Below are 23614 nucleotides of genomic sequence, written 5' to 3'. Positions count from 1 at the left end.
AGCTCCCGCGCGCTAGTCACGGCGACCTCGCGGGCGGGAGCGAAGCGGCGAGCGGCGCGGATCCGCGCCCCGGGCGCTCGGGCGGTGCCCGGCCGGGGAGCCGGGGAGCACGGAGTAAGGGTGGATCATCGGACCTCGGCGATCGACGGGACGCACCGACGGGGGTGCGCCGCGGGGACGGACGGTGGGGACTGCGGCTCAGCCGCGCGGACGGCGGCGGGCGGCGGGCGAACGGGTACGGGGACGGCGGGGCGGTACCGGTCCTGACTCCCGACCGTCCCGGACCCGCCGGTCCCGGACCTGGGACGACACCGCCCCGCCGCACCATCCCGCCTGCCCGGCTCCGCCCTCCGCATGCATCCCGGTTCGGCCCGCCGAACTCCGCCGCGCCCGCGCAGGGCACGGCAGCCCCGGGTGCCGGCACCCGACACCCGGCACCCGGCACCCGACCCACGGCTCCGGAGGCTCAGACCGCGGGCATGGAGCCCCGGTCGACCCCCCGGCCGGTGAGGCCGGGCACGGTCGCCCGGGCGGGGTCCGCGCCGGCGGCGCCCGCGGGCTCGCGGCTGCGCAGGCGGGCCCCGTCGAGTTCGGCCCAGACGCTCTTGCCGTCCGGGTGGACGTCGGCGCCCCAGCGCTCGGAGAGCCGCTCCACGATGTGCAGGCCGTGCCCGCCGGGAGCGGTGGTGAGGTGCGGCGGGCGCGGCACCGGCAGCTCCCGCTCGTGGTCCAGCACCTCGACCCGCAGCCCCTCCTGGGAGGCGGTCAGGACGAGCTCGCGGGGCCCGCCGCCGTGGATGCACGCGTTGGCGAGCAGTTCGGAGACGATCAGCAGGATGTCGTCGGTCAGGGTGTCGGCCTCGGCCCACCCCCAGTCCTCCAGGGCCTGCCGGGCGAAGTGCCGGCCGCGGCCGACCGGGCCCGGAACGGCTGCCAGGGCGAGGCGGCGGCGCTGGCCGGCCTTCGGCAGGCCCGCCCGTTGCGGCCCGCCGGCCCCTGGGTCGATGGATGTCACTACGTTCTCACCCCGCGGTTCGGCGCTGTCGGTGGATCGGGAGGTCACGGGCCCGGCATCCGGCGGAGTGCGCCGGTACGGCGGCTCGCCGCCCGATCCGTACTCCGTCACGCCTGCCCGCTGCGGCCCGGAGAACACCAGGCGTCCCACTCGGGCAGGTCTGCCCGGGCGCCCGGTCGGCTGCCGCGGGCCTCGGTGGCGCCCCGAGGACGGCCAGGGCCGCCGTACGCGCCCCGGGCCCGCTCAACGGGCCGCGAGCGCGAGCTCAAGCGTGGGGTCGAGTGCGAACACCCGGTCCGCGCCGGTGATCTCCAGCAGGCGCAGCAGCTGGTCGGGCGCGGCCGCCAGCCGCAGTGCCGTACCGGCGCTGTCCGCGTCGGTACGGGTGCGCAGCAGCAGGTTGAGGCCGGAGGAGTCGCAGAATCCGACCCGTGAGAGGTCGACGACCATCAGGGGCGCGCCCGCACGGACCGCCTCCTCCAGGGTCGGCCCGACGGCGAGGACACCGTCCAGGTCCAGTTCACCCGCCAGCGAGCAGACCAGCGCGCCGGCGTCGGTGCGCCGGACCTCTGCTCCCGGCCCGCCGGGGGCCGCAGTCGCGGCGGAGTTCGCCGGATCGTTCATGTCCACCCTCAGTTCCTCGTCGTCGGCAACGCACCGACTCTCCCGCCTGACCATACAATCGCGCGGCGCCGGGGCACGTGCTGCACACCTCCGGCACCGGGCAGCCCGCGGACCGGGTGCCGGTACGGCCTGAGACCGGCCCGGCCCCGGTCCGGGGCGGTACCACGGGTTCCACCGAACCCGTCGATTCCACTCGTTCGACTCGTTCCACACGTTCCGCCGGTGCCGCTGGCGTCACCGGCCCCCGTACCGTCCGGTCACCGAGCCCACGGGCCCCGGACCGGACGGGTGCCCTTCCTAGCCCTCGGCCAGCAGCGCGGTCCGCAGGTTGCCGAGGATGCGGGCCAGCAGCCGGGAGATGTGCATCTGCGAGAGGCCGAGCTCCTGGCCGATCTGGCCCTGGGTCATCTCGGCGCCGAAGCGCATCGAGAGGATCGCGCGGTCGCGCTCGGGCAGGGCCGCGATCAGCGGCTTGAGGGTCTCCAGGTGCAGCACCGCCTCGAAGCCGGCCTCCTCCACGGCGAACCGGGCACCGAGCCCGGCACCGGAACCCGAACCGGAGTCGTCGTTCTCCGAGGGGGCGTCCAGGGAGTGCGCGCTGTACGCGTTGGCGGCCTTCATTCCCTCGATCACCTCACGCTCGGTCAGCGACAGGTGCTCGGCCAGCTCGGCCGTGGTCGGCAGCCGGTCGAGGACCTGCTCCAGCTCGTCGGAGCCCTTCGCCAGGGCCAGCCGCAGTTCCTGCATCCCCCGGGGGACGTGCACCATCCAGCTGGTGTCGCGGAAGAACCGCTTCATCTCGCCGGTGATGGTGGGCAGCGCGAAGGTGGCGAACTCGAACTCACGCGTCGGGTCGAACCGGTCGATCGCCTTGATCAGGCCGATCGTGCCGACCTGGATGATGTCGTCCATCGGCTCGCTGCGGTTGCTGAAGCGGCGGGCGGCGAACTTCACGAGCGTCATGTTCAGCTCGATCAGGGTGCCGCGGACGTAGGAGTACTCACGGGTGCCCTCCTCCAGGTCACGCAACCGGAGGAAGAGGTCCTTGGAGAGCACCCGGGCGTCCGCGGGGGCGACCGCACCCGGGTCCTCGATCCGCGGCGCGGGGCCGGCGGGGGCCTCGACGGACGTCGCGGTGGCCGGGTCCGAAGTGACGACGGGTGCTGTGTCCTGAAGGACTGCCATGGGTATCCCTCTTCCGGTTCGGGTCGAACGCGGGCCACGGGTGGGCACAACGCTCCTGGACCGCGGCTACCCCGTGTTCTGCGGGGCATGCACCGAGAATCAAAACTCACCATGTATGCGGCTTATGTGACGTTTGCGTAGTTCTGCCCCCCAGCCCACTCCGTACCCGGCCGAGTACGGCGAGCCCGGCCGACGCCGGACATGACGCGAGCGGGGGGGCCCCCCCGGGCGGGGCCCCGGCCCGCGGGCCCCCCCCCCGCCCCCGGCCGGGCGGCGGGCGGCCACGGGCGGGGCGGCGGGCCGCGCCCCCCCCGCGGCGGGGGGCGCCCCCCGCGGGCGGGTGCGCCCCGCTCGCGTCACCGCCCGCCGTCACCTGCCGGCCGGACTGCCGTACTCGTCGTGCTCGCCGTCCGACCCGCCTACCGGGCCGTACCCTCCCGGTGGTTCACCAGCGGTACCAGCGGTGACGGCTGCCGGAGGCGTGCGTCCCACGGGCGACGAACCCGACCAGCCACACCACCAGGACGATGATGGCGACCCACCACAGCGCCTTGAGTGCGAACCCGGCGCCGAAGAGCAGCAGGGCCAGAAGAAGTACGAGAAGAAGCGGAACCATGGTGAGAACCTCCCAATCGGTGTCGGCGTCCGCCTGCCCGGGCCCGAGGGGGCTATTCGTGGAATTGTCCGGGCGAAGCGGGGAATACGGACGCGCCCGCCACGCCCTCGTCGCCTCTCCGACCGGGAACCGATCCGATCCGCGAGTCCCTCGCCGCCGACCGACAAAAGGGACTTTCGGGCGCGTGCGGCGCGTCCGGCGCGGGTAGGCGGTCCGCACCTGTGAACGGACCGAACGAGGAGGTACGGCGGAGATGAGGCGGCCAGAGAACGATGCACGGACGGCCCGGACGCCGCGCCCGGGAGCGGCGGCGGCACGCGGTGCGGCCGGCCGGACCCCCGGATGCGAAAGGCCGCGGCCAGCGAACCCGCGCGCCGCGTCACCAGGGCTCGCAGAGGGCTCCCGGCCATGACCGACACCACCGCGAACCGGGCCGGCCCCGGCACCGAGACCGTCCCCGACGCCCACTCCGAACCCGGCACCGGCACCGGCACCGGCCGCAGTTGGCGGATCCCGCCCGAGGAGGGCGCCCTCGCCCGCGCCCGGGCGCTCGCCCGGGACTGCCTGCGGGACTGGGGCTACCCGGCCGAGGAGTACGCGCACGCCGTCCTGCTGGTGTCCGAGCTGGTGACGAACGTCCACCGGCACGCCGGCGGCCCGGCCGAGCTCGAACTGCGCCCGGAGCCGGGCGGGATCACCGTGCTGGTCGGCGACTCCTCGCCGTGCCCGCCGGTCCGGCGGGAGCCCGGCGCGGACGGCGGCTTCGGGATGCACCTGCTCGCCCGGCTCAGTCTGGCCTGGGGCGTCCGCACGTTCCCCGGCGGCAAGTCGGTCTGGGCCAGGCTCGCCGCCCGCCCGGGCTCCTGAGCGCCGCCGACGGGCCTCGGCGGCCCGGCGCAGGGCGACCACCGGGCCGCCGTACGCGCCGGGAGGCCGATCAGTCGGTGAACTCGTACGCGGCCACCTCGGCGAGCAGTTCGCGGCGCCGCGGCTCGTCCAGGAAGGCCGCCTTGAAGGAGTTGGCCGCCAGCGTGCGCAGGGTCTCGCGGTCCAGCGCCAGCGCCTCGCGCAGCGCGGTGAAGTTGTCCTCCACGTAGCCGCCGAAGTACGCGGGGTCGTCGGAGTTGACGGTGACCAGCAGCCCGGCGTCCAGCATCCGGCCCAGCGGGTGGTCGGTGAGCGCGTCGATGCAGCGCAGCCGGACGTTGGAGAGCGGGCAGAGGGTCAGCGGGATCTGCTCGCGGACCAGCCGCTCGACCAGCTCCGGATCCTCCAGGCAGCGCAGACCGTGGTCGATCCGCTCGACGCCGAGCACGTCCAGGGCCTCGCGGATGTACTCGGCCGGCCCCTCCTCCCCCGCGTGCGCGACCCGCCGCAGGCCGGCGGCGGCGGCCAGCTCGTACACCTCGCGGAACTTCGCCGGCGGGTTGCCGACCTCGGCGGAGTCCAGGCCGACGCCGGCGATCCGGTGCAGGTGGGGCCGCGCCGCCTCGAAGGTCTCCAGTGCCGAGGCCGCCGACTCGTCGCGCAGGAAGCACATGATCAACCGGGTGCTGACGCCGTACCGCTCCTCACCGCGCTCCAGCGCCCGCGAGAGGCCCTCGACGACGGTGCCGATCGGCACGCCGCGCGCGGTGTGCGCCTGCGGGTCGAAGAAGATCTCCGCGTGCCGGACGCCCTGCTCGGCGGCGCGGGCCAGGTAGGCGTCGGCGAGGTCGGCGAAGTCGTCCTCGGTGCGCAGCACCGCCATCAGCGCGTAGTAGAGGTCGAGGAAGGACTGCAGGTCGCTGAAGGAGTAGGCGCGCCGCAGCTCCTCGGTGTCCGCGAAGGGCAGCGTGACACCGTTGCGGGCGGCGAGGGCGAAGGCGAGCTCGGGCTCCAGGGTCCCTTCGATATGAAGGTGGAGTTCGGCCTTGGGCAGCGGCATGGTGGATCGATTCGGGTCTCGGGGATGCGATGCAGGGAAGCAACCATCCTACGACCCGCTGCCGCGTACCCCGCCCGACGCCGGCGCGGGCAGCGGGGCGGCCGGTGGCGGGGGCCGCCACCACGGGTAGGCCACGCCGGCGAGGCGGTTGACCAGCAGGCCCTGCGCGACCAGCAGGACCACGGCGATCATCACCACGGTGAGCTGCAGCGGTGTGCGCAGCAGGCCGAGCGCGACGATCAGCGTGGTCGCGGCGGCGGGCGGGTGGGCGACCCCGAACAGCGGCATCAGCCCGCAGGTCAGCCCGAGCGCGACCGCGGACGCCCACAGCCGGGCCCAGGTGATGTCGGTCAGGTCGGGCGGGGTGTCCCGCAGGCCGGTGACGGTGAGCGCGAAGTAGCCGGCCAGCACACCGATCAGGTGTCCGTAGACGCTGTTGCGCGGCGAGGCACTGGGCACGGTGGGCGTGTAGAAGAGCAGGAACGCGGTCGGCCCGAGCGAGGGGAAGAGGAACGGCGCGTGGCTGAAGTGCGCCAGTGCCGCCATCACCGCCAGCGAGATGCCGGCGTTGACCGCCGAGTAGGAGGCCAGCACCAGGCTGGGGTCGTGCCGCTCCAGCACCGAGGCGAGTTCCAGCCGGGCGAGAAGTCTTCGGATCACTGCCCACCGTCCGGCGTCGGGGAATCGGGAGTCGGGACATCAGGAGTCGGGTCGGGAGTCGGGTCGGGAGTCCGGTCGGCGGACGGGAGAGGTACCCGGCAGGGTGACGGCGGCGTGCCGCCACCACGCTGTGCGATACCCGCTGATCGCCCGCCGCGGGCGGCCCGCGCCGGATCACACCCGATCGGCCCAGCCCGCCGCCCGGTCACCGGCGGCGGAGTGAGGGCCCCGGGTAGAAGGTAGAAGGAGGTTCAACCGCCGAGGAGGTACGGACATGCGGCACCCGGACGGCCCCCGGGCCAAGCCCGAGGGGATCTCCCCGCACGCCCTGGACAACGGGGTGCTGCTGCACGAGCTGGAGCAGCTGCACCGCACCAGGCACGAGACCTTCCTGTACGGCTCGGACGACGCGCTGGCCCATCACACGGCGCGCACCGCCCAGCTGGAGGCGGAGTACCTGCACCGGTTCCCGAACCGGCAGGTCACCGCGGCACGCACGCGATCGGGCGCCCGCACCCGGGAGGCCGCCGCGCGAGCCGAGGCCATCCCCGAGTGACCGCGGCGCGGCACCGTGCAGCCGGCCGCGCGGGCCGCGCGCCGCACCGCCCGTCAGCCATCACGTCGCCCACCCCGTCACCCACCCCGTCAGGGAGCCCGCCATGCCCATCGCCAGCGTGAACCCCGCGACCGGCGAGATCCTGGAGACCTTCGAAGCCCTGGACGACGCGGCGATCGAGCTGCGCCTGTCCCGGGCCGAGTCGGCCTTCCGGCAGTACCGCACCACCACCTTCGAGCAGCGCGCGGCGCTGGTGCACCGCGCCGCCGATTTGCTGGAGGCGGACCAGGAGGCCGTCGCCCGCACCATGACCGAGGAGATGGGCAAGCCGCTGGCGGCCGCCCGGGCCGAGGCCGCCAAGTGCGTCAAGGCACTGCGCTGGTACGCCGACCGGGCGCCGGACCTGCTGGCGGACGAGGTCCCGCGCCGGGAGGACATCGCGGACGCCGGCGCCGCCGACGCCTACGTGCGCTACCGTCCGATCGGCGCGGTCCTGGCCGTGATGCCGTGGAACTTCCCGTTCTGGCAGGTGATCCGGTTCGCCGCGCCCGCGCTGATGGCGGGCAACGTGGGCCTGCTCAAGCACGCCTCGAACGTTCCCCGGACGGCGGTCGCGCTGGAGGACCTGTTCCGCCGGGCCGGGTTCCCCGAGGGGTGCTTCCAGACCCTGCTGATCGGGTCGGCGGCGGTGGAGGGCGTGATCCGGGACCGCAGGGTCGCGGCCGTGACCCTGACCGGCAGCGAGCCGGCCGGGCGCGCGGTCGCGGCGACGGCGGCGGACGAGGTCAAGAAGGCGGTGCTGGAGCTGGGCGGCAGCGACCCGTACGTGGTGATGCCGAGCGCCGACCTGCCGGCCGCGGTCGCCACGGCGGTGAGGGCACGGGTCCAGAACAACGGGCAGTCCTGCATCGCGGCCAAGCGGTTCATCGTGCACGAGGAGGTGTACGAGCCGTTCCTGGCGGCGTTCACCGAGGCCATGCGGGGCCTGCGGGTCGGCGACCCGATGGCGGAGGGCACCGACGTGGGCCCGCTGGCCAGCGAGCAGGGCCGCACCGACCTGGAGGAGCTCGTCGAGGACGCCCGCACGCACGGCGCCCGGGTGGAGTGCGGCGGCCGGCGCCCGGCCGGCCTGGACGCAGCGCTGGCGGCCGGGTGGTTCTACGAACCGACGGTGCTGTCCGGGATCACCCCGCGGATGCGGATCCACCTGGAGGAGACCTTCGGCCCGGTGGCCACCGTCTACCGGGTGTCGAGCCTGGACGAGGCGGTCGACCTGGCCAACGACTCGCCGTTCGGCCTCAGCTCCAACGTGTGGACGACGGACGGCGCGGAGCAGCAGCGCTTCGTACGGGACGTGGAGGCCGGCGGCGTCTTCTTCAACGGGATGACCGCCTCGCACCCGGCCCTGCCGTTCGGTGGGGTCAAGCGCTCGGGCTTCGGCCGGGAGCTGTCGGGCCACGGCATCCGGGAGTTCTGCAACATCACCACGGTGTGGATGGGGCCGCCCGCCTCCTGAGGCCGGCCCGGGTCGGCCGCGCCCGAAGATCCTCCGGAGACTGTTCGGTCCGGAGGATCTTCGGGCGGGGACGCGGCCGGGTCAGTGCCCGGTGGCCACCTTCCGGTGTCGCCCGGGGCCCTGGCTGTTGCTGATCCAGCGGGAGATCGCCCCGAACAGGACCATCACGGTCACGGCCCACACCACGGCGAACACCACCAGCAGCGGTGTGTACGACATCTGGACGGCCACCAGGACCAGGCCCAGGGACAGTGCCACCAGGAACACCGCCGCCGTCGGGGTCAGCCCGACGTCCGCCTTCCAGGCGCGCTTGAGCCAGTGGCCGTGCGGCTGCTTCGGGGGGCCTGCGGCCACTCCCCCGGTCATCTGCGGATCCATCACGTTCGCCTCCAGACCCCGGCGCACTCGCCAGGTCGGTCCGGGTCCGTTCGATGCCCGCCGCCTCCCGATCGTGCCGGCGGCGGGTCCTACAGGCGTGGTGCCCGGTCCCGGACGGATCTAACGCGGGGCGGTCCGTGAGTTCGCCGGCCGGCGGAGCGGTGGCGGCTGCGCCCCCGTCGGGCGGGAGCGGCTGCCGGGGAGCCACCGGGGCCCTCCCGGCGCCGCCGGCCAGGACAGCGGGCGGCGACCGGACGAGAATGGCCGCAGGGGTCCCGGGAACCGCGGTCGAGAAGAGGTCGGCGCCGATGGACGAGCATGCGCCGAGCGCCTGCGCCCCACCCCCGGAGCGGACCACGTACCGGGTGACGTACACGGTGGCGGGCGCCCCCGGGGTCCGGTGGACGGACGTGACCCTCCTGCCGGGCTACTCGCAGGAGAGTGACATCCCGGCGCTCGTCGCCGCCCGCCTCACCGGCCGGCCCGCCGACCGCGGGCGGATCACGCTGGTCGGCCTGCGCGCGCTGTAGGCGGGGGCGCACCCCGGCCGACGGCGCCCACGGTCCGGGCCTGCCGCGGCCCCGGACCCGGACCCGGACTCAGGCCTGCAGCGACCTCAGCGTGACGATGGTGATGTCCGAGGGGGCGCCGACCCGGACCGGCGGCCCCCAGGCCCCGGCGCCGCGGGTGACGTAGAGCTGGGTGTCGCCGTAGCGCTCCAGTCCGGCGACGGTCGGATTGGCCAGTGCGGCGAGGTAGTTGCCCGGCCAGAGCTGACCGCCGTGGGTGTGCCCCGAGAGCTGGAGGTCCACCCCGTGCCGGACGGCGTCGTGCACGGTGACGGGTTGGTGGGAGAGCAGGACGGAGGTACGGGTGAGGTCCCGGTCGCCGAGCGCCCGGTCGAAGTCGGGGCCCTCGCCCTCGGAGGTGCCGGCCAGGTCGTTGACGCCGGCGAGGTCGAAGCCGGGGAGTTCGACCCGGGCGTTCTGCAGGGGGTGGACGCCGAGTGAGCGGACGAAGTCCACCCACGGCGCCGCCCCGGAGAAGTACTCGTGGTTGCCGGTGACGAAGTAGGAGCCGTCCCTGGCCCGGAGGCGGGCCAGCGGTTCGGCGTCCCGGCCGAGTTCGGGCACGCTGCCGTCCACCAGGTCGCCCACGATGGCGACCAGGTCGGGCCGGGCTCCGTTGATGGTGTCGACGATCCGCTGGGTGTGGGCGCGGCCGAGGATCGGACCGAGGTGGATGTCGCTGACCACGGCGATCCGGTAGCCGTCCGCCCGGGCCGGGAGCTTGGCGAGCGGCACGGTCACCTGCTTGAGGTGCGGGCCGCGCAGCACACCGTAGGTCCCGTTGCCGACCACGGCCGCGGCGGCGCCGGCGGCGCCGATCGCAACCGTGCGGGCGACGAACAGGCGCCGCTCGGGCGAGGCGGGGCCGGCGGCTGCGGCTGCCGCTCCGGGGCCGTCCGCCGGCTCGGAGGGACCGGCGGCCCCGGAGGCACCGACGGCGGCAGCATCGGAGGGATCGGGGGCCCCGGCGGCGGGGCCGGCCGCCGGCACGGGTCGCGCGCCTCCCCGGCGGACCGGCAGGCGCAGCAGCAGCGGCCGGAGGGCCTCGCCGACCAGCAGGGCGAGCAGGAGGTAGATCAGTACGGCCAGCCACAGGAACCCGGGCCAGGCGATCCAGCGCTCCACGGCCATCGGCAGCCCGCCGACGATCGCGGCGATCCCGAGCACCGGCAGCAGGACGGCCAGCACCGTGCCGGTCCGCCGCCAGAGCCCGCCGGGGGCGCTGACGTCGCGCACCAGGCGGCGCCAGAGGTACCAGTGCACGAGGCCGAGGACGGCCAGCGCGACCAGGAGGGCGAGCACCACGACCACGATCACGCCGCCACCGACCCGGAATCCGTTCCGCTGATCTTCACCCCCACAGTATGGGCACCCCGCCGGACGCCTCCCGACCGGCCCCCGGACAACCTCCGACCCGGGCTCCGGACGACCTCCGCAGCGCCTCCGAGCGCCCGCCCGGATCACACCCGGGCCGGGCGGGGGTCGCGCCCGGACCGGCCGTGGGATCACGCCCGGATCATGCCGGTTCGCCTGATAATGCGTCAGATTTGAGCTTTCGCGGACAACTCGTAAACAGCCTCTGACCTGGCCTTTACGCGTCCGCTGAGCGGACGTTCCGCGGTGCGCTGTTCCGATACTCGGAAGTAGAAGTTAGGTTGCGTCGCATTGCGCGGATCCGTCCCCCACCCTCCGGCACCACAGGCCGAAGGGGCCGACCGCGCGGGAAGGCACAGGCACCCTCCAGATGAGTGCGGAAACCACCACCCGGACCGCGGGACCTCCGGACGCCCAGGGCGGCGGCCAGGACGGCGGCCACCTGAAGGCCGGACTGAAGAACCGGCACCTGTCCATGATCGCCATCGGCGGCGTGATCGGCGCCGGCCTGTTCGTCGGCTCCGGCGCGGGCATCGCCTCCACCGGCCCCGGCATCCTGCTCTCGTACACCCTGGCCGGCGTGCTGGTGGTGATGGTGATGCGGATGCTCGGCGAGATGGCCGCCGCCGACCCGCAGAGCGGCTCGTTCTCCGCGTACGCGGACCGGGCGCTCGGCCGGTGGGCCGGCTTCAGCATCGGCTGGCTGTACTGGTTCTTCTGGGTCGTGGTGCTGGCCGTGGAGGCCACCGCGGGTGCCAAGATCCTCAACACCTGGGTGCCGGGTGTGCCGCAGTGGGCGTTCGCCCTGCTGGTGATGGCCGTGCTGACCGCGACCAACCTGTTCTCGGTCGCCTCGTACGGCGAGTTCGAGTTCTGGTTCGCCGGCATCAAGGTGGTGGCGATCATCGCCTTCATCGTGATCGGCGCGCTGGCCGTCCTCGGCCTGCTGCCCGGCACCAGCGCCGTCGGCACGGCCAACCTGACGGGCAACGGCGGGTTCCTGCCGCACGGCGTCGGCGCGGTCTTCACCGGCATGCTGACCGTGGTGTTCGCCTTCATGGGCAGCGAGATCGTCACCCTGGCGGCCGGCGAGTCCGCGGACCCGGAGAAGGCCGTCAGCCGGGCCACCAACAGCGTGATCTGGCGGATCGGCGTCTTCTACCTGGGCTCGATCGCGATCGTGGTGACCCTGCTGCCGTGGAACGACGCCTCGGTCAAGGGCAGCCCGTACGTCGCGGTGCTGGAGCACGTGGGCATCCCCGGCGCGGCCCGGGTGATGGACGTGATCGTGCTGACCGCCGTGCTGTCCTGCCTCAACTCCGGCCTCTACACCGCCTCCCGGATGGCCTTCTCGCTCGGCCGGCGCGGGGACGCGCCGAAGGCCTTCGCCCGGGTGAGCCCGCGCGGTGTGCCGCGGGTGGCCATCCTGTCCTCGGTGGTCTTCGGCTTCCTGGCGGTGTTCTTCAACTACACGTCGCCGAACACCGTCTTCAAGTTCCTGATCAACTCCTCCGGCGCCGTGGCGCTCTTCGTCTGGCTGGTGATCTGCTTCTCCCAGCTGCGGATGCGCAAGATCATCGAGCGTGAGACGCCCGAGCGCCTGACCGTCCGGATGTGGCTCTACCCGTACCTCACCTGGGCCACCATCGGCTTGATCGGGTTCGTCGTGGTCTACATGTTCACCGACCACGAGGGCCGGACCCAGATGTACCTCTCGCTGGTCGCGGCGGCCGTCGTCCTGGTGGCGGCCGCGGTCGTGGACCGCCGGCGCCGGGCCGCGGCCGCGGTCACCGCTGCCGGCTAGCACCCGCCCGTCCGACCGGGCCGAGCCGGACCCGCCGAAGCCCGGTCCCACCGATCCGGCCGCCCGCCCCGCACCCCGGGCGGGCGGCCGGACGTGTCGTCAGGCCGGCTGCCCGGCGGTTCGTCGGGCGGTCCGGAGCGACCGGCCGGCACCCCACCGGGCCCGGGCCCCCGCTGCCGGACCGGGGGTGACCGGCCCGACGGCGTCCCCTACCCTTCCCCCTATGCGAGATCTTGTGGCGGGGATGGGGTACCTGGCCAAGGGCCAGAAGTGGGTGGCGCGGCACGGGCGCTGGTGGGGGTTCGGGATGATCCCCGCGCTGATCACCCTGGTCGGGTACGTGGTGGCGCTGGTGGTGCTCAGCACCCGGGCCGACGACCTGGCCGCCTGGGCCACCCCGTTCGCCGACGGCTGGGGCTCCCCCTGGCAGACCCTGCTGCGCGGCGCGCTCGCCGCGATCGCCTTCGGCGGCGGCCTGCTGATCGCCCTGGTCACCTTCACCGCGGTGACCCTGCTGGTCGGCCAGCCCTTCTACGAGTCCCTCTGCGAGAAGGTGGACGAGACCGAGGGCGGCGCACCCGCCAAGCCCGAGATCCCGCTCTGGCGCGAGCTGCTGATCTCCGCCCGGGACAGCCTGTACGTACTGGTCCGGGTGCTCGCCTTCGGGATCCTGCTGTTCGCCTGCGGGTTCATCCCGGTGGTCGGCCAGACCGTGGTGCCGGTCGCCGGCTTCTGCGTGTCCGGGTTCTTCCTGGTCGTGGAGCTCTCCGCGGTGGCCCTGCAGCGGCGCGGCGTGCCGCAGCCCGAGCGGATCCGGCTGCTGCGCCGGCGACTGCCGCTGGCGCTCGGATTCGGCGTCCCGCTGATCCTGCTCTTCCTGGTCCCGCTGCTGACGGTGCTGGCGATGCCGGGCGCGGTCGCGGGCGCGACCCTGCTGGCCCGCGACCTGGTGCCGGTCGAGGAGACCGAGGGCGACGGTGGCGACGAGGGCCACCAGGAGGGCGAGGGACCCGACGGTCGGCCCGATCCGGCCGCCGGCCACGGGTACCGGGAGGACGCCGGACACCGGGACGCCGGCCGACCGGGCAACCCGTACGGCGGCGGCCCGTACCCCGGTGGCCAGTCCGTCGAGAACCCGTACCGTTCCGCGCCGTAGCGCACCCGGCACGCGTCCGGCCGCCGCCGGGGCGGCGGCCGGGCGCTGTGAGGCCTGCCACAGGCCGCCGCCGCCCTACTACCGTCGGTAGTCGTCGGCCCCCGCGGCGCCCGCGATCGGGCCCGGCCCCCGGGTCGGGCCGGGCCCGCTGCGGCGCCCGGGGCGTCGGAAGCCCGGCCGGCTGGTGACTTCCGACCCTGGACGGCCCGGCCGCCGGGCCCCGAACGGTCCGCCTGCGCCTACTGCGGGTGACCGGGACCGGCACCCCCGGCCACGACCGGACGCGGCCGTCGCTCCTACCGACCGTAGTAGCGGAGCTCGTTGCCGCCGCCGCGGCACTCTGCGAAGAATGTGCAGGCCGCCGGGCCGCGGGGCGTCCCACCGCCGCGCGACCCGCCCGCCCCGTCCCGACAGCCGGGGTGTCACCGCCGTCCCGCACGGCAGCGGGCCCGCTCACCGAACGGGCCTCGTGGCGCCGTGCGCTCCGGCGCGGCCCCACGCTCGACGGAAGAGGATGTCCGCTCCATGCCGCTCAGCCATGCCCGCCGCAACTCCGTGATCACCGGCGTGACCACCGTCGTCCTGGCCGGAGCCGCCACCCTCTCGCTCGCCCTGCCCCAGGACAGCGCGGTCGCCGAGCCGGCCGCGGCCCCGACCACCGTCTCCGCGGACGCACTCCCGGCGGCACCGACCGCCGACGGGGCCCAGGCCCAGGCTCAGGCCGAGGCGCAGGCCCAGGCGGACGCGGCAGCCCAGGCGCAGGCCCAGGCCGCGGCGGACGCGGCGGCCCAGGCGAAGGCCCAGGCCGAGGCCAAGGCGAAGGCGGACGCCGCCGCGGCGGCCTCACGCTCCCAGCAGCGCCCGGCGCTGAACGGCGGCTCCGCCGTCACCGGCACCCCTCAGCAGATCGCGGCGCAGATCGTGCCCGCCGGGCAGCTCAAGTGCTTCACCAACATCATCGAGCGCGAGAGCAACTGGAAGGTGACCGCCACCAACCCCAGCTCCGGCGCGTACGGCCTGGTGCAGGCCCTGCCCGGCTCCAAGATGGCGGCGGCCGGCGCGGACTGGCGGACCAACCCGGCCACCCAGATCAAGTGGGGCCTGAGCTACATGAACGCCACGTACGGCAGCCCGTGCGGTGCGTGGAAGTTCTGGCAGGTCCACCACGCCTACTGATCGGCGCGCGGTCGGCCCGTCGGGCCCGGCCGGTGCCGGCACCGGGACGTCGCCCTGGGGCGGCGCCCCCACCGTCCGACCGGATCGGCGCTGGTCACACGCCTGCCGGCGGCTCCACGACCGGTCCCCGGCAGGCCGATCCGTGCGCCCGGCGCGCGGCCCGGGTGCGCGCCCTCGGCAGGCGGCGTGAAGATATCGCGCGCGCTGTCCGATTGACACTGATTGGTCAGGTTCACCCGGCCGGCGGCCGTTGCCTGCCGGGGCCGCCGCTCCTACCCTCCAGCGCATGCCCTCCCCCCTGATCAGCGTCGTGCTCCCGGCCTACGACCAGCAGAAACAGCTGTCGGACTGCCTCGAATCGCTCCTGTCCCAGTCCCTGCACGACTTCGAGGTCATCCTGGTCGCGGACCGCTCCCGCGAGACCGCCGCGGACCTCGCCGACGCCTACGCCGCCCGGCACGCCGACGTCTCCGTCCTGCACCTCAGCGCCGCCGTGGGGGTCGGCCGCGCCCGCAACGCCGGGGCCGCCCTGGCCCACGGCCGCTACCTGCTGTTCCTGGACAGCGACCACACCATGCCGCCGGACGCCTTCCACTCGCTGGCCGAGCGCCTGGAGGAGACCGGGGAGGTCGACGTCCTGCAGTTCGGACACACCCGCCGGCACGGCGGCCGGGACTGGCCCGGCGGCGCGCAGCACCTGCTGGACACGGCCACCCCCGCCGTCCTCGGGCCGCAGGAGCGCCCCGAGCTGTTCGGTGCCCCGCCGGTCGTCTGGGACAAGCTGCTGAACCGCACCCGCTGGACCGACCGGGCGTCGGCCTTCCCCGACGGCCACTACCAGGAGGTCCCGGTGGTGCACCAGGCCCTGCTGGACGCCCGGCGGATCGCCGTGCTCCCCCGCGAGTGCGTGCAGCTGCGCCGCCGCCACACGCTGCACCCCACCGGCTCGCCCGGCAGCAGCCACTTCGACGTCTTCGCCCAGTACGAGCGCAGCTTCGAGCTGCTGGACGCCCGTCCGGAGCTCGAAGCCGTCCGCCCCCACCTGTTCACCCGGATGATCCGGCAGTACCTGTTCGTCCTGGAGCTCGCCGGGTGCGTGGCACGGGCCGAGCGCCCCCAGTTCTTCCAGCGCGCCGCCGAACACCACCGCCGCTTCCTGCCGGCCGGCCACCGGCGACCGGCCGGGCGGGAGGGGATGAAGTTCGCCCTGCTGGCGGGCGGCTCGTACCCGGCGTTCGAGCTGGCGAAGCTGTCCCACATCGCCCGCACCGCGGTGACCGGCCGGGCCGGCCTGCGCGGGACGCCGGAGCCCGCCCGCTGAGGCTCGGCCCGGCGGTCACCGCCCGGCCCGCTCGGCCGCCGGTGCCCGGAGCCGCTCGACGTACGGGCCGGGGGCGGTGGTCCCGGTGTCACCCCGACGACCGGACTTGTCGGCGATCACGGCCGTGTAGCGTGCCGCATGACGCACCGTCGGCTCTCCACCGGGGTGGCCGGCCGCGCCCGGGCCCGGCGGCTGGGATCATCGGCGACATGACCGCCCCGGAGCCGACCGGCACCCGGCGGGCGGTCCCGTCCGCCAGGGAGGCACTCCGTGACCGAGCAGCCCGCCGGCGCCGAACTCGCCCGCAAGCTGACCGCCGCGCTGCGCGGCGAGGTCCGCTTCGGTGCGGCCGAGCGCACGGTGTACAGCCACGACGCCTCCAACTACCGGCAGCTGCCGCTCGGCGTGGTCAAACCCGCCGACGCCGACGACGTCCGCGCCGCGCTCGCGCTCTGCCGGGAGCACGGCGTGCCGGTGGTCGCCCGCGGCGCCGGCACCAGCGTCGGCGGCCAGGCCGTCGGCCCCGGCGCGGTGGTGCTCGACTTCCGCCGCCACCTCCACCGGGTGCGGTCCGTCGATCCGGACCGCCGGACCGCCCGGGTGGAGCCCGGCACGGTGCTGGACGACCTTCAGGCCGCCGCCCGCCCGTACGGGCTGCGCTTCGGCCCGGACCCGTCCACCCACAGCCGGTGCACCCTCGGCGGCATGATCGGCAACGACTCCTGCGGCGCCCACTCGGTGGTCTGGGGGCGCACCAGCGACAACGTGGAGTCCCTGGACCTGCTGCTCGCCGACGGCACCGAGCTGACCGTCGGCGGGCCGCTCTCCCCCGCGGAGCGCGGGCGGCTGCGCGCGCTGCCCGGCCCGGCGGGCGCCCTGCACCGCGCCCTCCAGGACCTCGCCGAGCAGAACCTGGCCACCCTGCGCCAGGGCATGCCCGACCTGCCGCGCCGCACCTCCGGCTACGCGCTGGACGCCCTGCTGCCCGAACGCGGCTACGACCTCGCCCGCGCGCTCACCGGCACCGAGGGCACCTGCGCGCTGCTGCTCGGCGCCACCGTCCGACTGGTGGAACCGCCCGCGGCCCGCGCGCTGGTGGTGGCCGGCTACCCGGACGAGACGGCCGCCGCCGACGCCGTGCCCGCGCTGCTGCCGCTGCGCCCGCTCACCGTGGAGGGCATGGCGAGCGACCTGATCGCCGCCCTGGTCGCCTCCGGCCGCCGCCCGCAGGCACTGGACCGGCTGCCGGCCGGCGACTGCTGGCTGTTCATGGAGACCGGTGGCGCGACCGCGGCCGAGGCGCTGGAGGCCGCCCGCGCCCTCGCGGCGGCCGTCGGCCGCGAGCGCGGCGCCACCGCCGCCGTGGTCACCGACCCCGGCGAGCAGCGCCAGCTCTGGGGCGTACGGGAGGCCGGCGCCGGGATCGTCACCCGCCTCCCCGGCGGCGGCGAGGCCTGGCCCGGCTGGGAGGACTCCGCCGTCCCGCCCGAGCGGCTCGGCGACTACCTGCGCGACCTGCGCTCGCTGCTGCGCCGGCACGGGCTGCGCGGCGTCCCGTACGGGCACTTCGGCGAGGGGTGCGTGCACCTGCGGATCGACTTCCCGCTGACCGTGCCGCGCGGCGGCGGCGTGTTCCGGGACTTCATGGAGCAGGCGGCCGACCTGGTGGTCGGGTACGGCGGATCGCTCTCCGGCGAGCACGGCGACGGCCAGGCCAGGGCCGAGCTGCTGCCGCGGATGTACCCGCCGGCGGTCATCGACCTGTTCGGCCGGTTCAAGCGGATCTGGGACCCGGCGGGTCTGCTCAACCCCGGCAACCTGGTCGACCCGCGCCGGCTCGACGCCGACCTGCGCTTCGACGGACCGGTGCGCGACCTGCCGCTCGCGCTGCCGTACGAGCAGGACGACGGCAGCCTGCTCAAGGCGGTGCACCGCTGCGTCGGGGTGGCCAAGTGCGTGGACACCAGTACCGGGGTGATGTGCCCGAGCTACATGGCCACCGGCGAGGAGCGGCACTCCACCCGGGGCCGGGCCAGGCTGCTGGCGGAGATGCTGCGCGGCGAGGCGGTGCCCGACGGCTGGCGCTCGGAGGAGGTCCGGGAGGCGCTGGACCTCTGCCTGGGCTGCAAGGGCTGCGCGAGCGACTGCCCGGTCCATGTCGACATGGCGACCTACAAGGCCGAGTTCCTCCACCAGCACTACCGCCACCGGCTGCGCCCCGCCCCCCACCTCGCCCTGGGCTGGCTGCCGCTCTGGCTGCGCGGCACCGCCCGGGTGCCCGGCCTCGCCAACCGGCTGGCCCGCTCGCCCCTCGCCGGGCCGCTCAAGCGGCTCGCCGGCGTGGACGGCCGCCGGGCCGTCCCGGCGTTCGCACCGGAGACCTTCACCCGCTGGTTCCGCCGCCACCGCGCCGCGCGCCCCGCCCCGGCCGGCGGCCGGCGCGTCCTGCTCTGGCCGGACACCTTCGCCGAGCACCTCCAGCCCGAGGTGCTCCGGGCGGCCGTGGAGGTGCTGGAGCACCTGGGCTTCGCGGTGGAGCTCCCGACCGGGCCGGTCTGCTGCGGCCTGACCTGGATCTCCACCGGTCAGCTGGACACCGCCCGGCGGGTGATGCGGCGCAGCCTGCGCGCCCTGCCCCCGGACGTCCCGGTGGTCGGCCTGGACCCGAGCTGCACCGCCACCCTGCGCGAGGAACTGCCCAAGCTGCTCGGCGCGGCGGGCCGGCCGGTCGCCGGGCGCACCCGGACCTTCGCCGAGTTCCTGGACGAGTTCGCGGCCGACCTGGAGCTGCCGCAGGTGGGCGGGACGGCGATCACCCAGACGCACTGCCACCAGCACGCCGTCCTGGGCACCGAGGCCGACCGCCGGATCGACGCCCGGATCGGGCTGGCGAACCGGGTGCTGGACTCGGGCTGCTGCGGACTGGCCGGGAACTTCGGTTTCGAGCGCGGCCACTACGAGGTCTCGGTCGCGGTGGCGGAGCGTGTGCTGCTGCCCGAGGTCCGGGCCGCGGCCCCCGGGACGGTGCTGCTCGCCGACGGTTTCAGCTGCCGGACGCAGATCGACCAGCTGGCGGACGGCCGCCGCGCGCTGCACCTGGCCGAGCTGCTCCGCCGGGCCCTCGACGAGTAGGGCCGGCGGGTACCGGGGCCGGTACCCGCCGGGCCCGGGCCCCGAGCCCGGCGGGCCGGGTCAGGCGCCCACGTACTGCGCGAGGTGCTGGCCGGTGAGGGTGGACCGGGCGGCGACGAGGTCGGCGGGCGTGCCCTCGAAGACGATCCGGCCGCCGTCGTGCCCGGCGCCGGGGCCGAGGTCGATGATCCAGTCGGCGTGGGCCATGACCGCCTGGTGGTGCTCGATGACGATGACCGACTTGCCGGAGTCGACCAGCCGGTCGAGCAGGCCCAGCAGCTGCTCGACGTCGGCGAGGTGGAGCCCGGTGGTCGGCTCGTCGAGGATGTACACACCGCCCTTGTCCGCCATGTGGGTGGCCAGCTTGAGCCGCTGCCGCTCGCCACCGGACAGCGTGGTGAGCGGCTGGCCGAGCGTGAGGTAGCCGAGCCCGACGTCGGCGAGCCGGTCGAGGATCCGGTGCGCGGCCGGCGTCCGCGCCTCACCGTCGCCGAAGAACTCCTCGGCCTCGGTCACCGACATCGCGAGCACCTCGCTGATGTCGCGGCCCCCGAGCCGGTACTCCAGCACCGACGCGTCGTACCGCCTCCCCTCGCAGTCCTCGCAGGTGGTGGCGACGCCGGCCATCATCGCCAGGTCGGTGTAGACGACGCCGGCGCCGTTGCAGGTGGGGCACGCGCCCTCGGAGTTGGCGCTGAACAGCGCCGGCTTCACCCCGTTGGCCTTCGCGAAGGCCTTGCGGATCGGGTCGAGCAGCCCGCTGTACGTCGCCGGGTTGCTCCGCCGCGAGCCGCGGATGGCGCCCTGGTCGACCGAGACCACCCCCTCGCCCGCGGCCCCGGACAGCCGTGCGAGCGACCCGTGCACGAGCGAGCTCTTGCCGGATCCGGCGACACCGGTGATGACGGCGAGCACCCCGAGCGGGATGTCGACGTCGACGTCGCGCAGGTTGTTCGCCGTCGCGCCGCGGACCTCCAGCGCGCCGTCGGGCTTGCGCACCGTCTCCTTGAGCAGCACCCGGTCGTCGAGGTGGCGGCCGGTGACGGTGCCGGCGGCCCGCAGCTCGTCGAACGTGCCCTCGAAGCAGACCGTGCCGCCGCCCGTACCCGCGCCGGGGCCGAGGTCGACGACGTGGTCGGCGATCGCGATCGTCTCCGGCTTGTGCTCCACCACGAGCACGGTGTTGCCCTTGTCCCGCAGCCGCAGCAGCAGGCCGTTCATCCGCTGGATGTCGTGGGGGTGCAGCCCGATGGTGGGCTCGTCGAAGACGTAGGTGACGTCGGTGAGCGAGGACCCGAGGTGGCGGATCATCCTGACGCGCTGCGCCTCGCCGCCCGACAGGGTGCCCGCGGGCCGGTCGAGCGCGAGGTAGCCGAGGCCGATCTCCGCGAACGAGTCGAGCGTGTGCTGCAGCGAGGCGAGCAGCGGCGCCACCGACGGCTCGTCGACGCCGCGGACCCACTCGGCCAGGTCGCTGATCTGCATCGCGCAGGCGTCGGCGATGCCGATCCCGCCGATCTTCGAGGACCGGGCGCCCTCGTTCAGCCGGGTGCCGTCGCAGTCGGGGCAGGTGGTGAAGGTGACCGCCCGGTCCACGAACTCCCGGATGTGCGGCTGCATCCCCTCCCGGTCCTTGGCCAGCATCGACTTCTGGATCCGCGGGACCAGCCCCTCGTACGTCATGTTGATGCCCGCGATCTTCATCCTGGTGGGCTCGCGGTACAGGAAGTCGTGCAGCTCCTTCTTGGTGAACCGGCGGATCGGCTTGTCCGGGTCGAAGAAGCCGGACTCGGCGTAGAGCCGGGAGTTCCAGCCGCCCCCGGTGTAGCCAGGGGCGGTGATCGCGCCCTCGGACAGCGACTTGGAGTCGTCGTAGAGCTGGCCGAGGTCGATGTCGGAGACCGAGCCCCGGCCTTCGCAGCGCTGACACATGCCGCCGGTGATGCTGAAGCTGCGCCGCTCCTTGACGGTCTGTCCGCCGCGTTCCAGGGTGACCGCGCCCGCCCCGCTGATCGAGGCGACGTTGAAGGAGAACGCCTTGGGCGAGCCGATGTGCGGCTTGCCGAGCCGGCTGAAGAGGATGCGCAGCATCGCGTTGGCGTCGGTGGCGGTGCCGACGGTGGAGCGGGGGTCGGCGCCCATCCGCTGCTGGTCGACCAGGATCGCGGTGGTCAGCCCTTCGAGGACGTCGACCTCGGGCCGCGCCAGCGTCGGCATGAACCCCTGGACGAAGGCGCTGTAGGTCTCGTTGATCAGTCGCTGGGACTCCGCGGCGATGGTGCCGAACACCAGGGAGCTCTTGCCGGAGCCGGAGACGCCGGTGAACACCGTCAGCCGGCGCTTCGGGATCTCGATGCTGACGTCCTTGAGGTTGTTCACACGCGCGCCGTGCACGCGGATCAGGTCGTGGCTGTCGGCGGTGTGCGGCGAAGGCGACTGCGCGCCGGTCCTCGTGGCCTTGCTCATCGTGTCTCCATCTGTGGGGCGGGCCGCCTGCGCGGTGCCCTTCGGCTTCGCCCGGATCGATCCGACCAGTGTCGAGCAGCACGCCCGGTGCCTGCGAGTCGGCGCGGTCGCGGCGGCGGTCCGCCGTCCACCGGTGCGGTGCTTCCCATGGCGGCCACGCTAGCGGGGGCGCGGGGGCCGGCGCTTCTCGAATCCTGATCGACGGCCGCCGGGTTCGGCGGGCCGTGCGGCGCGCTGCCGCGGGCGGGGCCGGCGCGGCGCTGTCGCGAGCGGGTGCGGCGGGGCGACGCCGGCGCACGCCCGGGCCGGGTCGGGCGCGCGGAGTGTGCGGTCCGGACCGCCCGCGCCCCGTTCGCCACCGCCAGCAGATGTCAGGACTTTTCAACTTCAATCATTAAACGACAATCCACCCAACGTTCTGACCCGTCGTCAGGGCACCTCCTACGCTGTGCACGGCTCCGGGGGGACGCACACCTCCCGTCGGAGCCGCCCATTCCGAAAGTGATGAGCCCCGGAGGCTTCTGTGAGGACACGTCGTTCGATCCGCACACCCTGGACGGCCCTGTTGGCGACAGGACTGACCGTGGGGGCGCTGGTGACGTGCCCGGCCGGCACGGCGTTCGCGGACGCACCGCCCACCGTGACCAGCACCATCGAGGTGGGCCCGTACCCCGCCGGGGTCGCGGTGCTGCCCGACGGCACCCAGGCGTACGTCACCAGCCAGAGCACCGGCGCACTCAAGGTGATCGACACGGCCTCCGGCGCCGTCGCCGCCACCGTGGAGACCGGATCGGGCTCGTACGCGGTCGCCGTCGCCCCGGACGGCCGGCACGCCTACCTCACCCATGCGACCGAGAACACCGTCAGCGTGGTCGACACCGCCCAGCGCACGGTCGGCGCCACCGTCCCGGTCGGCGCCGGCCCCTTCGACGTGGTCGTCGCCCCGGACGGCGGGCACGCCTACGTCAGCAACGCCGACGCCAACACCGTCAGCGTGATCGACACCGCCACCAACGCGGTGAGCGCCACCGTCCCCGTCGGCGCCGAGCCGCACGGGCTGGCGCTCTCCCCCGACGGCCAGAAGCTGTACGTCGCCGACCCCGGTGACAAGGCCGTGCAGGTCATCGACACCGCGACCAACACCGTCGCCGCCACCATCACCGTCCCGAACACGCCCTTCGACGTGGCCGTCACGCCCGACGGGAACCGGCTCTACACCGCCAACTGGGACGACCACAGCATCGGGGTGATCGACACCGCCGCCGGGGCCGTCGTCGGTTCCGTCGCCGTGGGCGCCAACCCGCTGGCCGTCACCGTCTCCCCCGACGGCCGGCAGGCTTTCGTCAGCAACTACGACGACAACACGGTGAGCGTCGTCGCGACGGCCGACAACACCGTCACCGCCACCCTCCCGGTCGGCGCCAACCCGTACGGCCTGGCCATCACCCCCGACGGCAAGCGCGGCTACCTGGCCGACTTCGGCGCCGGCGCGGTGACCGTGCTGACCATCCCCCGTCCCACCCCGACCGTCACCGCGATCGCCCCCGCGACCGGCCCGGCCAGTGGCGGCACCGCCGTCACCGTCACCGGCACCAACCTCGCCGGAGCCACCGCCGTGACCTTCGGCACCACCGCGGCCAGCGCCCTCTCCTGCACCGCCACCAGCTGCACCGCCACCGCACCCGCAGGCACGATCGGCACCGTCGACGTCCGGGTCACCACCCCCGACGGCGTCACCCCCGTCGTCCCGGACGACCGCTTCACCTACACCGGCCCGACCGTCACCGCGATCGCCCCCGCGACCGGCCCGGCCAGTGGCGGCACCGCCGTCACCGTCACCGGCACCAACCTCGCCGGAGCCACCGCCGTGACCTTCGGCACCACCGCAGCCAGCGCCCTCTCCTGCACCGCCACCAGCTGCACCGCCACCGCACCCGCAGGCACGATCGGCACCGTCGACGTCCGGGTCACCACCCCCGACGGCGTCACCCCCGTCGTCCCGGGCGACCGCTTCACCTACACCGGCCCGACCGTCACCGCGATCGCCCCCGCGACCGGCCCGGTCAGCGGCGGCACCGCCGTCACCGTCACCGGCACCAACCTCGCCGGAGCCACCGCCGTGACCTTCGGCACCACCGC

General features: G+C 74.6%; 20 protein-coding genes. 10 read left to right on the top strand and 10 right to left on the bottom strand.

The features are described 5' to 3' along the window. Positions 1-466: 466 nt before the first annotated feature. The 4 genes from ACFTWP_RS31140 to ACFTWP_RS31125 form a co-directional block, all read right to left on the bottom strand. The gene (locus ACFTWP_RS31140) at positions 467-1015 is read right to left on the bottom strand and encodes an ATP-binding protein (RefSeq protein ID WP_380268291.1); all 549 of its coding nucleotides are present in this window, start codon (positions 1013-1015) and stop codon (positions 467-469) included. A gap of 243 nt (positions 1016-1258) precedes the next feature. After that, a complete protein-coding gene (locus ACFTWP_RS31135) occupies positions 1259-1639 on the bottom strand; it encodes an STAS domain-containing protein (protein ID WP_380268290.1) in 381 nt (126 codons plus the stop codon). Between the two features lie 297 nt (positions 1640-1936). Beyond that, entirely contained in the window at positions 1937-2824 is an 888-nt protein-coding gene (locus ACFTWP_RS31130; protein ID WP_380268289.1) for a SigB/SigF/SigG family RNA polymerase sigma factor, read from the bottom strand. 445 nt (positions 2825-3269) lie between these two features. Beyond that, entirely contained in the window at positions 3270-3440 is a 171-nt protein-coding gene (locus tag ACFTWP_RS31125; RefSeq protein ID WP_380268288.1) for a hydrophobic protein, read from the bottom strand. Between the two features lie 408 nt (positions 3441-3848). On the opposite strand from ACFTWP_RS31125, the gene ACFTWP_RS31120 reads away from it, so the two are divergent. After that, on the top strand, positions 3849-4307 hold the full coding sequence (locus tag ACFTWP_RS31120) for an ATP-binding protein (RefSeq protein ID WP_380268287.1): 459 nt from the start codon (positions 3849-3851) through the stop codon (positions 4305-4307). A 70-nt stretch (positions 4308-4377) separates the two neighbouring features. Here the strand turns inward: ACFTWP_RS31120 and ACFTWP_RS31115 are convergent, their stop codons facing one another. After that, positions 4378-5367 carry an adenosine deaminase gene (locus ACFTWP_RS31115; protein ID WP_380268286.1) on the bottom strand — a complete coding sequence of 330 codons (990 nt, stop codon included), beginning with the start codon at positions 5365-5367 and terminating at the stop codon, positions 4378-4380. A gap of 48 nt (positions 5368-5415) precedes the next feature. Further along, positions 5416-6027 carry an HPP family protein gene (locus ACFTWP_RS31110; protein ID WP_380268285.1) on the bottom strand — a complete coding sequence of 204 codons (612 nt, stop codon included), beginning with the start codon at positions 6025-6027 and terminating at the stop codon, positions 5416-5418. 274 nt (positions 6028-6301) lie between these two features. On the opposite strand from ACFTWP_RS31110, the gene ACFTWP_RS31105 reads away from it, so the two are divergent. Continuing rightward, positions 6302-6583, top strand: coding sequence for a DUF6158 family protein (locus ACFTWP_RS31105; protein WP_380268284.1), 282 nt, complete (start codon positions 6302-6304; stop codon positions 6581-6583). Positions 6584-6686: 103 nt separating this feature from the next. After that, the gene (locus ACFTWP_RS31100) at positions 6687-8099 is read left to right on the top strand and encodes an NADP-dependent succinic semialdehyde dehydrogenase (RefSeq protein WP_380268283.1); all 1413 of its coding nucleotides are present in this window, start codon (positions 6687-6689) and stop codon (positions 8097-8099) included. Positions 8100-8180: 81 nt separating this feature from the next. On the opposite strand, the gene ACFTWP_RS31095 is transcribed toward ACFTWP_RS31100, so the two are convergent. Continuing rightward, positions 8181-8465: a hypothetical protein gene (locus ACFTWP_RS31095; RefSeq protein WP_380268282.1), complete on the bottom strand. Its 285-nt coding sequence runs from the start codon at positions 8463-8465 to the stop codon at positions 8181-8183. Between the two features lie 320 nt (positions 8466-8785). On the opposite strand from ACFTWP_RS31095, the gene ACFTWP_RS31090 reads away from it, so the two are divergent. Continuing rightward, positions 8786-9007 carry a hypothetical protein gene (locus tag ACFTWP_RS31090; RefSeq protein ID WP_380268281.1) on the top strand — a complete coding sequence of 74 codons (222 nt, stop codon included), beginning with the start codon at positions 8786-8788 and terminating at the stop codon, positions 9005-9007. A gap of 69 nt (positions 9008-9076) precedes the next feature. Here the strand turns inward: ACFTWP_RS31090 and ACFTWP_RS31085 are convergent, their stop codons facing one another. After that, a complete protein-coding gene (locus tag ACFTWP_RS31085) occupies positions 9077-10363 on the bottom strand; it encodes a metallophosphoesterase (protein ID WP_380268280.1) in 1287 nt (428 codons plus the stop codon). A 427-nt stretch (positions 10364-10790) separates the two neighbouring features. Here ACFTWP_RS31085 and ACFTWP_RS31080 point away from each other — a divergent pair, with 427 nt between their 5' ends. The 4 genes from ACFTWP_RS31080 (at position 10791) to ACFTWP_RS31065 (ending at position 15877) form a co-directional block, all read left to right on the top strand. Next, a complete protein-coding gene (locus tag ACFTWP_RS31080; protein WP_380268279.1) occupies positions 10791-12224 on the top strand; it encodes an amino acid permease in 1434 nt (477 codons plus the stop codon). A gap of 223 nt (positions 12225-12447) precedes the next feature. Further along, entirely contained in the window at positions 12448-13380 is a 933-nt protein-coding gene (locus ACFTWP_RS31075; RefSeq protein WP_380268278.1) for an EI24 domain-containing protein, read from the top strand. Positions 13381-13905: 525 nt separating this feature from the next. Beyond that, complete coding sequence (locus ACFTWP_RS31070; RefSeq protein WP_380268277.1) at positions 13906-14556, top strand: lytic transglycosylase domain-containing protein; 651 nt, start codon at positions 13906-13908, stop codon at positions 14554-14556. A 286-nt stretch (positions 14557-14842) separates the two neighbouring features. After that, entirely contained in the window at positions 14843-15877 is a 1035-nt protein-coding gene (locus ACFTWP_RS31065) for a glycosyltransferase family 2 protein (protein WP_380268276.1), read from the top strand. A gap of 15 nt (positions 15878-15892) precedes the next feature. Here the strand turns inward: ACFTWP_RS31065 and ACFTWP_RS31060 are convergent, their stop codons facing one another. Next, positions 15893-16024: a hypothetical protein gene (locus ACFTWP_RS31060; RefSeq protein WP_380268275.1), complete on the bottom strand. Its 132-nt coding sequence runs from the start codon at positions 16022-16024 to the stop codon at positions 15893-15895. A gap of 123 nt (positions 16025-16147) precedes the next feature. Here ACFTWP_RS31060 and ACFTWP_RS31055 point away from each other — a divergent pair, with 123 nt between their 5' ends. Then, positions 16148-19009, top strand: a complete 2862-nt coding sequence (locus ACFTWP_RS31055; protein ID WP_380268274.1) for an FAD-binding and (Fe-S)-binding domain-containing protein — start codon at positions 16148-16150, stop codon at positions 19007-19009. Positions 19010-19069: 60 nt separating this feature from the next. On the opposite strand, the gene ACFTWP_RS31050 is transcribed toward ACFTWP_RS31055, so the two are convergent. Continuing rightward, the gene (locus ACFTWP_RS31050; RefSeq protein WP_380268273.1) at positions 19070-21475 is read right to left on the bottom strand and encodes an ATP-binding cassette domain-containing protein; all 2406 of its coding nucleotides are present in this window, start codon (positions 21473-21475) and stop codon (positions 19070-19072) included. 523 nt (positions 21476-21998) lie between these two features. Between ACFTWP_RS31050 and ACFTWP_RS31045 the strand changes: the two genes are divergently transcribed. Then, positions 21999-23614 (top strand): IPT/TIG domain-containing protein (locus ACFTWP_RS31045; RefSeq protein WP_380268272.1); only part of this gene is annotated, 1616 nt, incomplete at its 3' end.

Origin of the sequence: Kitasatospora sp. NPDC057015 (assembly GCF_042673745.1) — a bacterium.
In the GTDB taxonomy this organism is placed as follows: domain Bacteria; phylum Actinomycetota; class Actinomycetes; order Streptomycetales; family Streptomycetaceae; genus Kitasatospora.
This window is presented reverse-complemented; position numbering and strand designations above follow the sequence as displayed.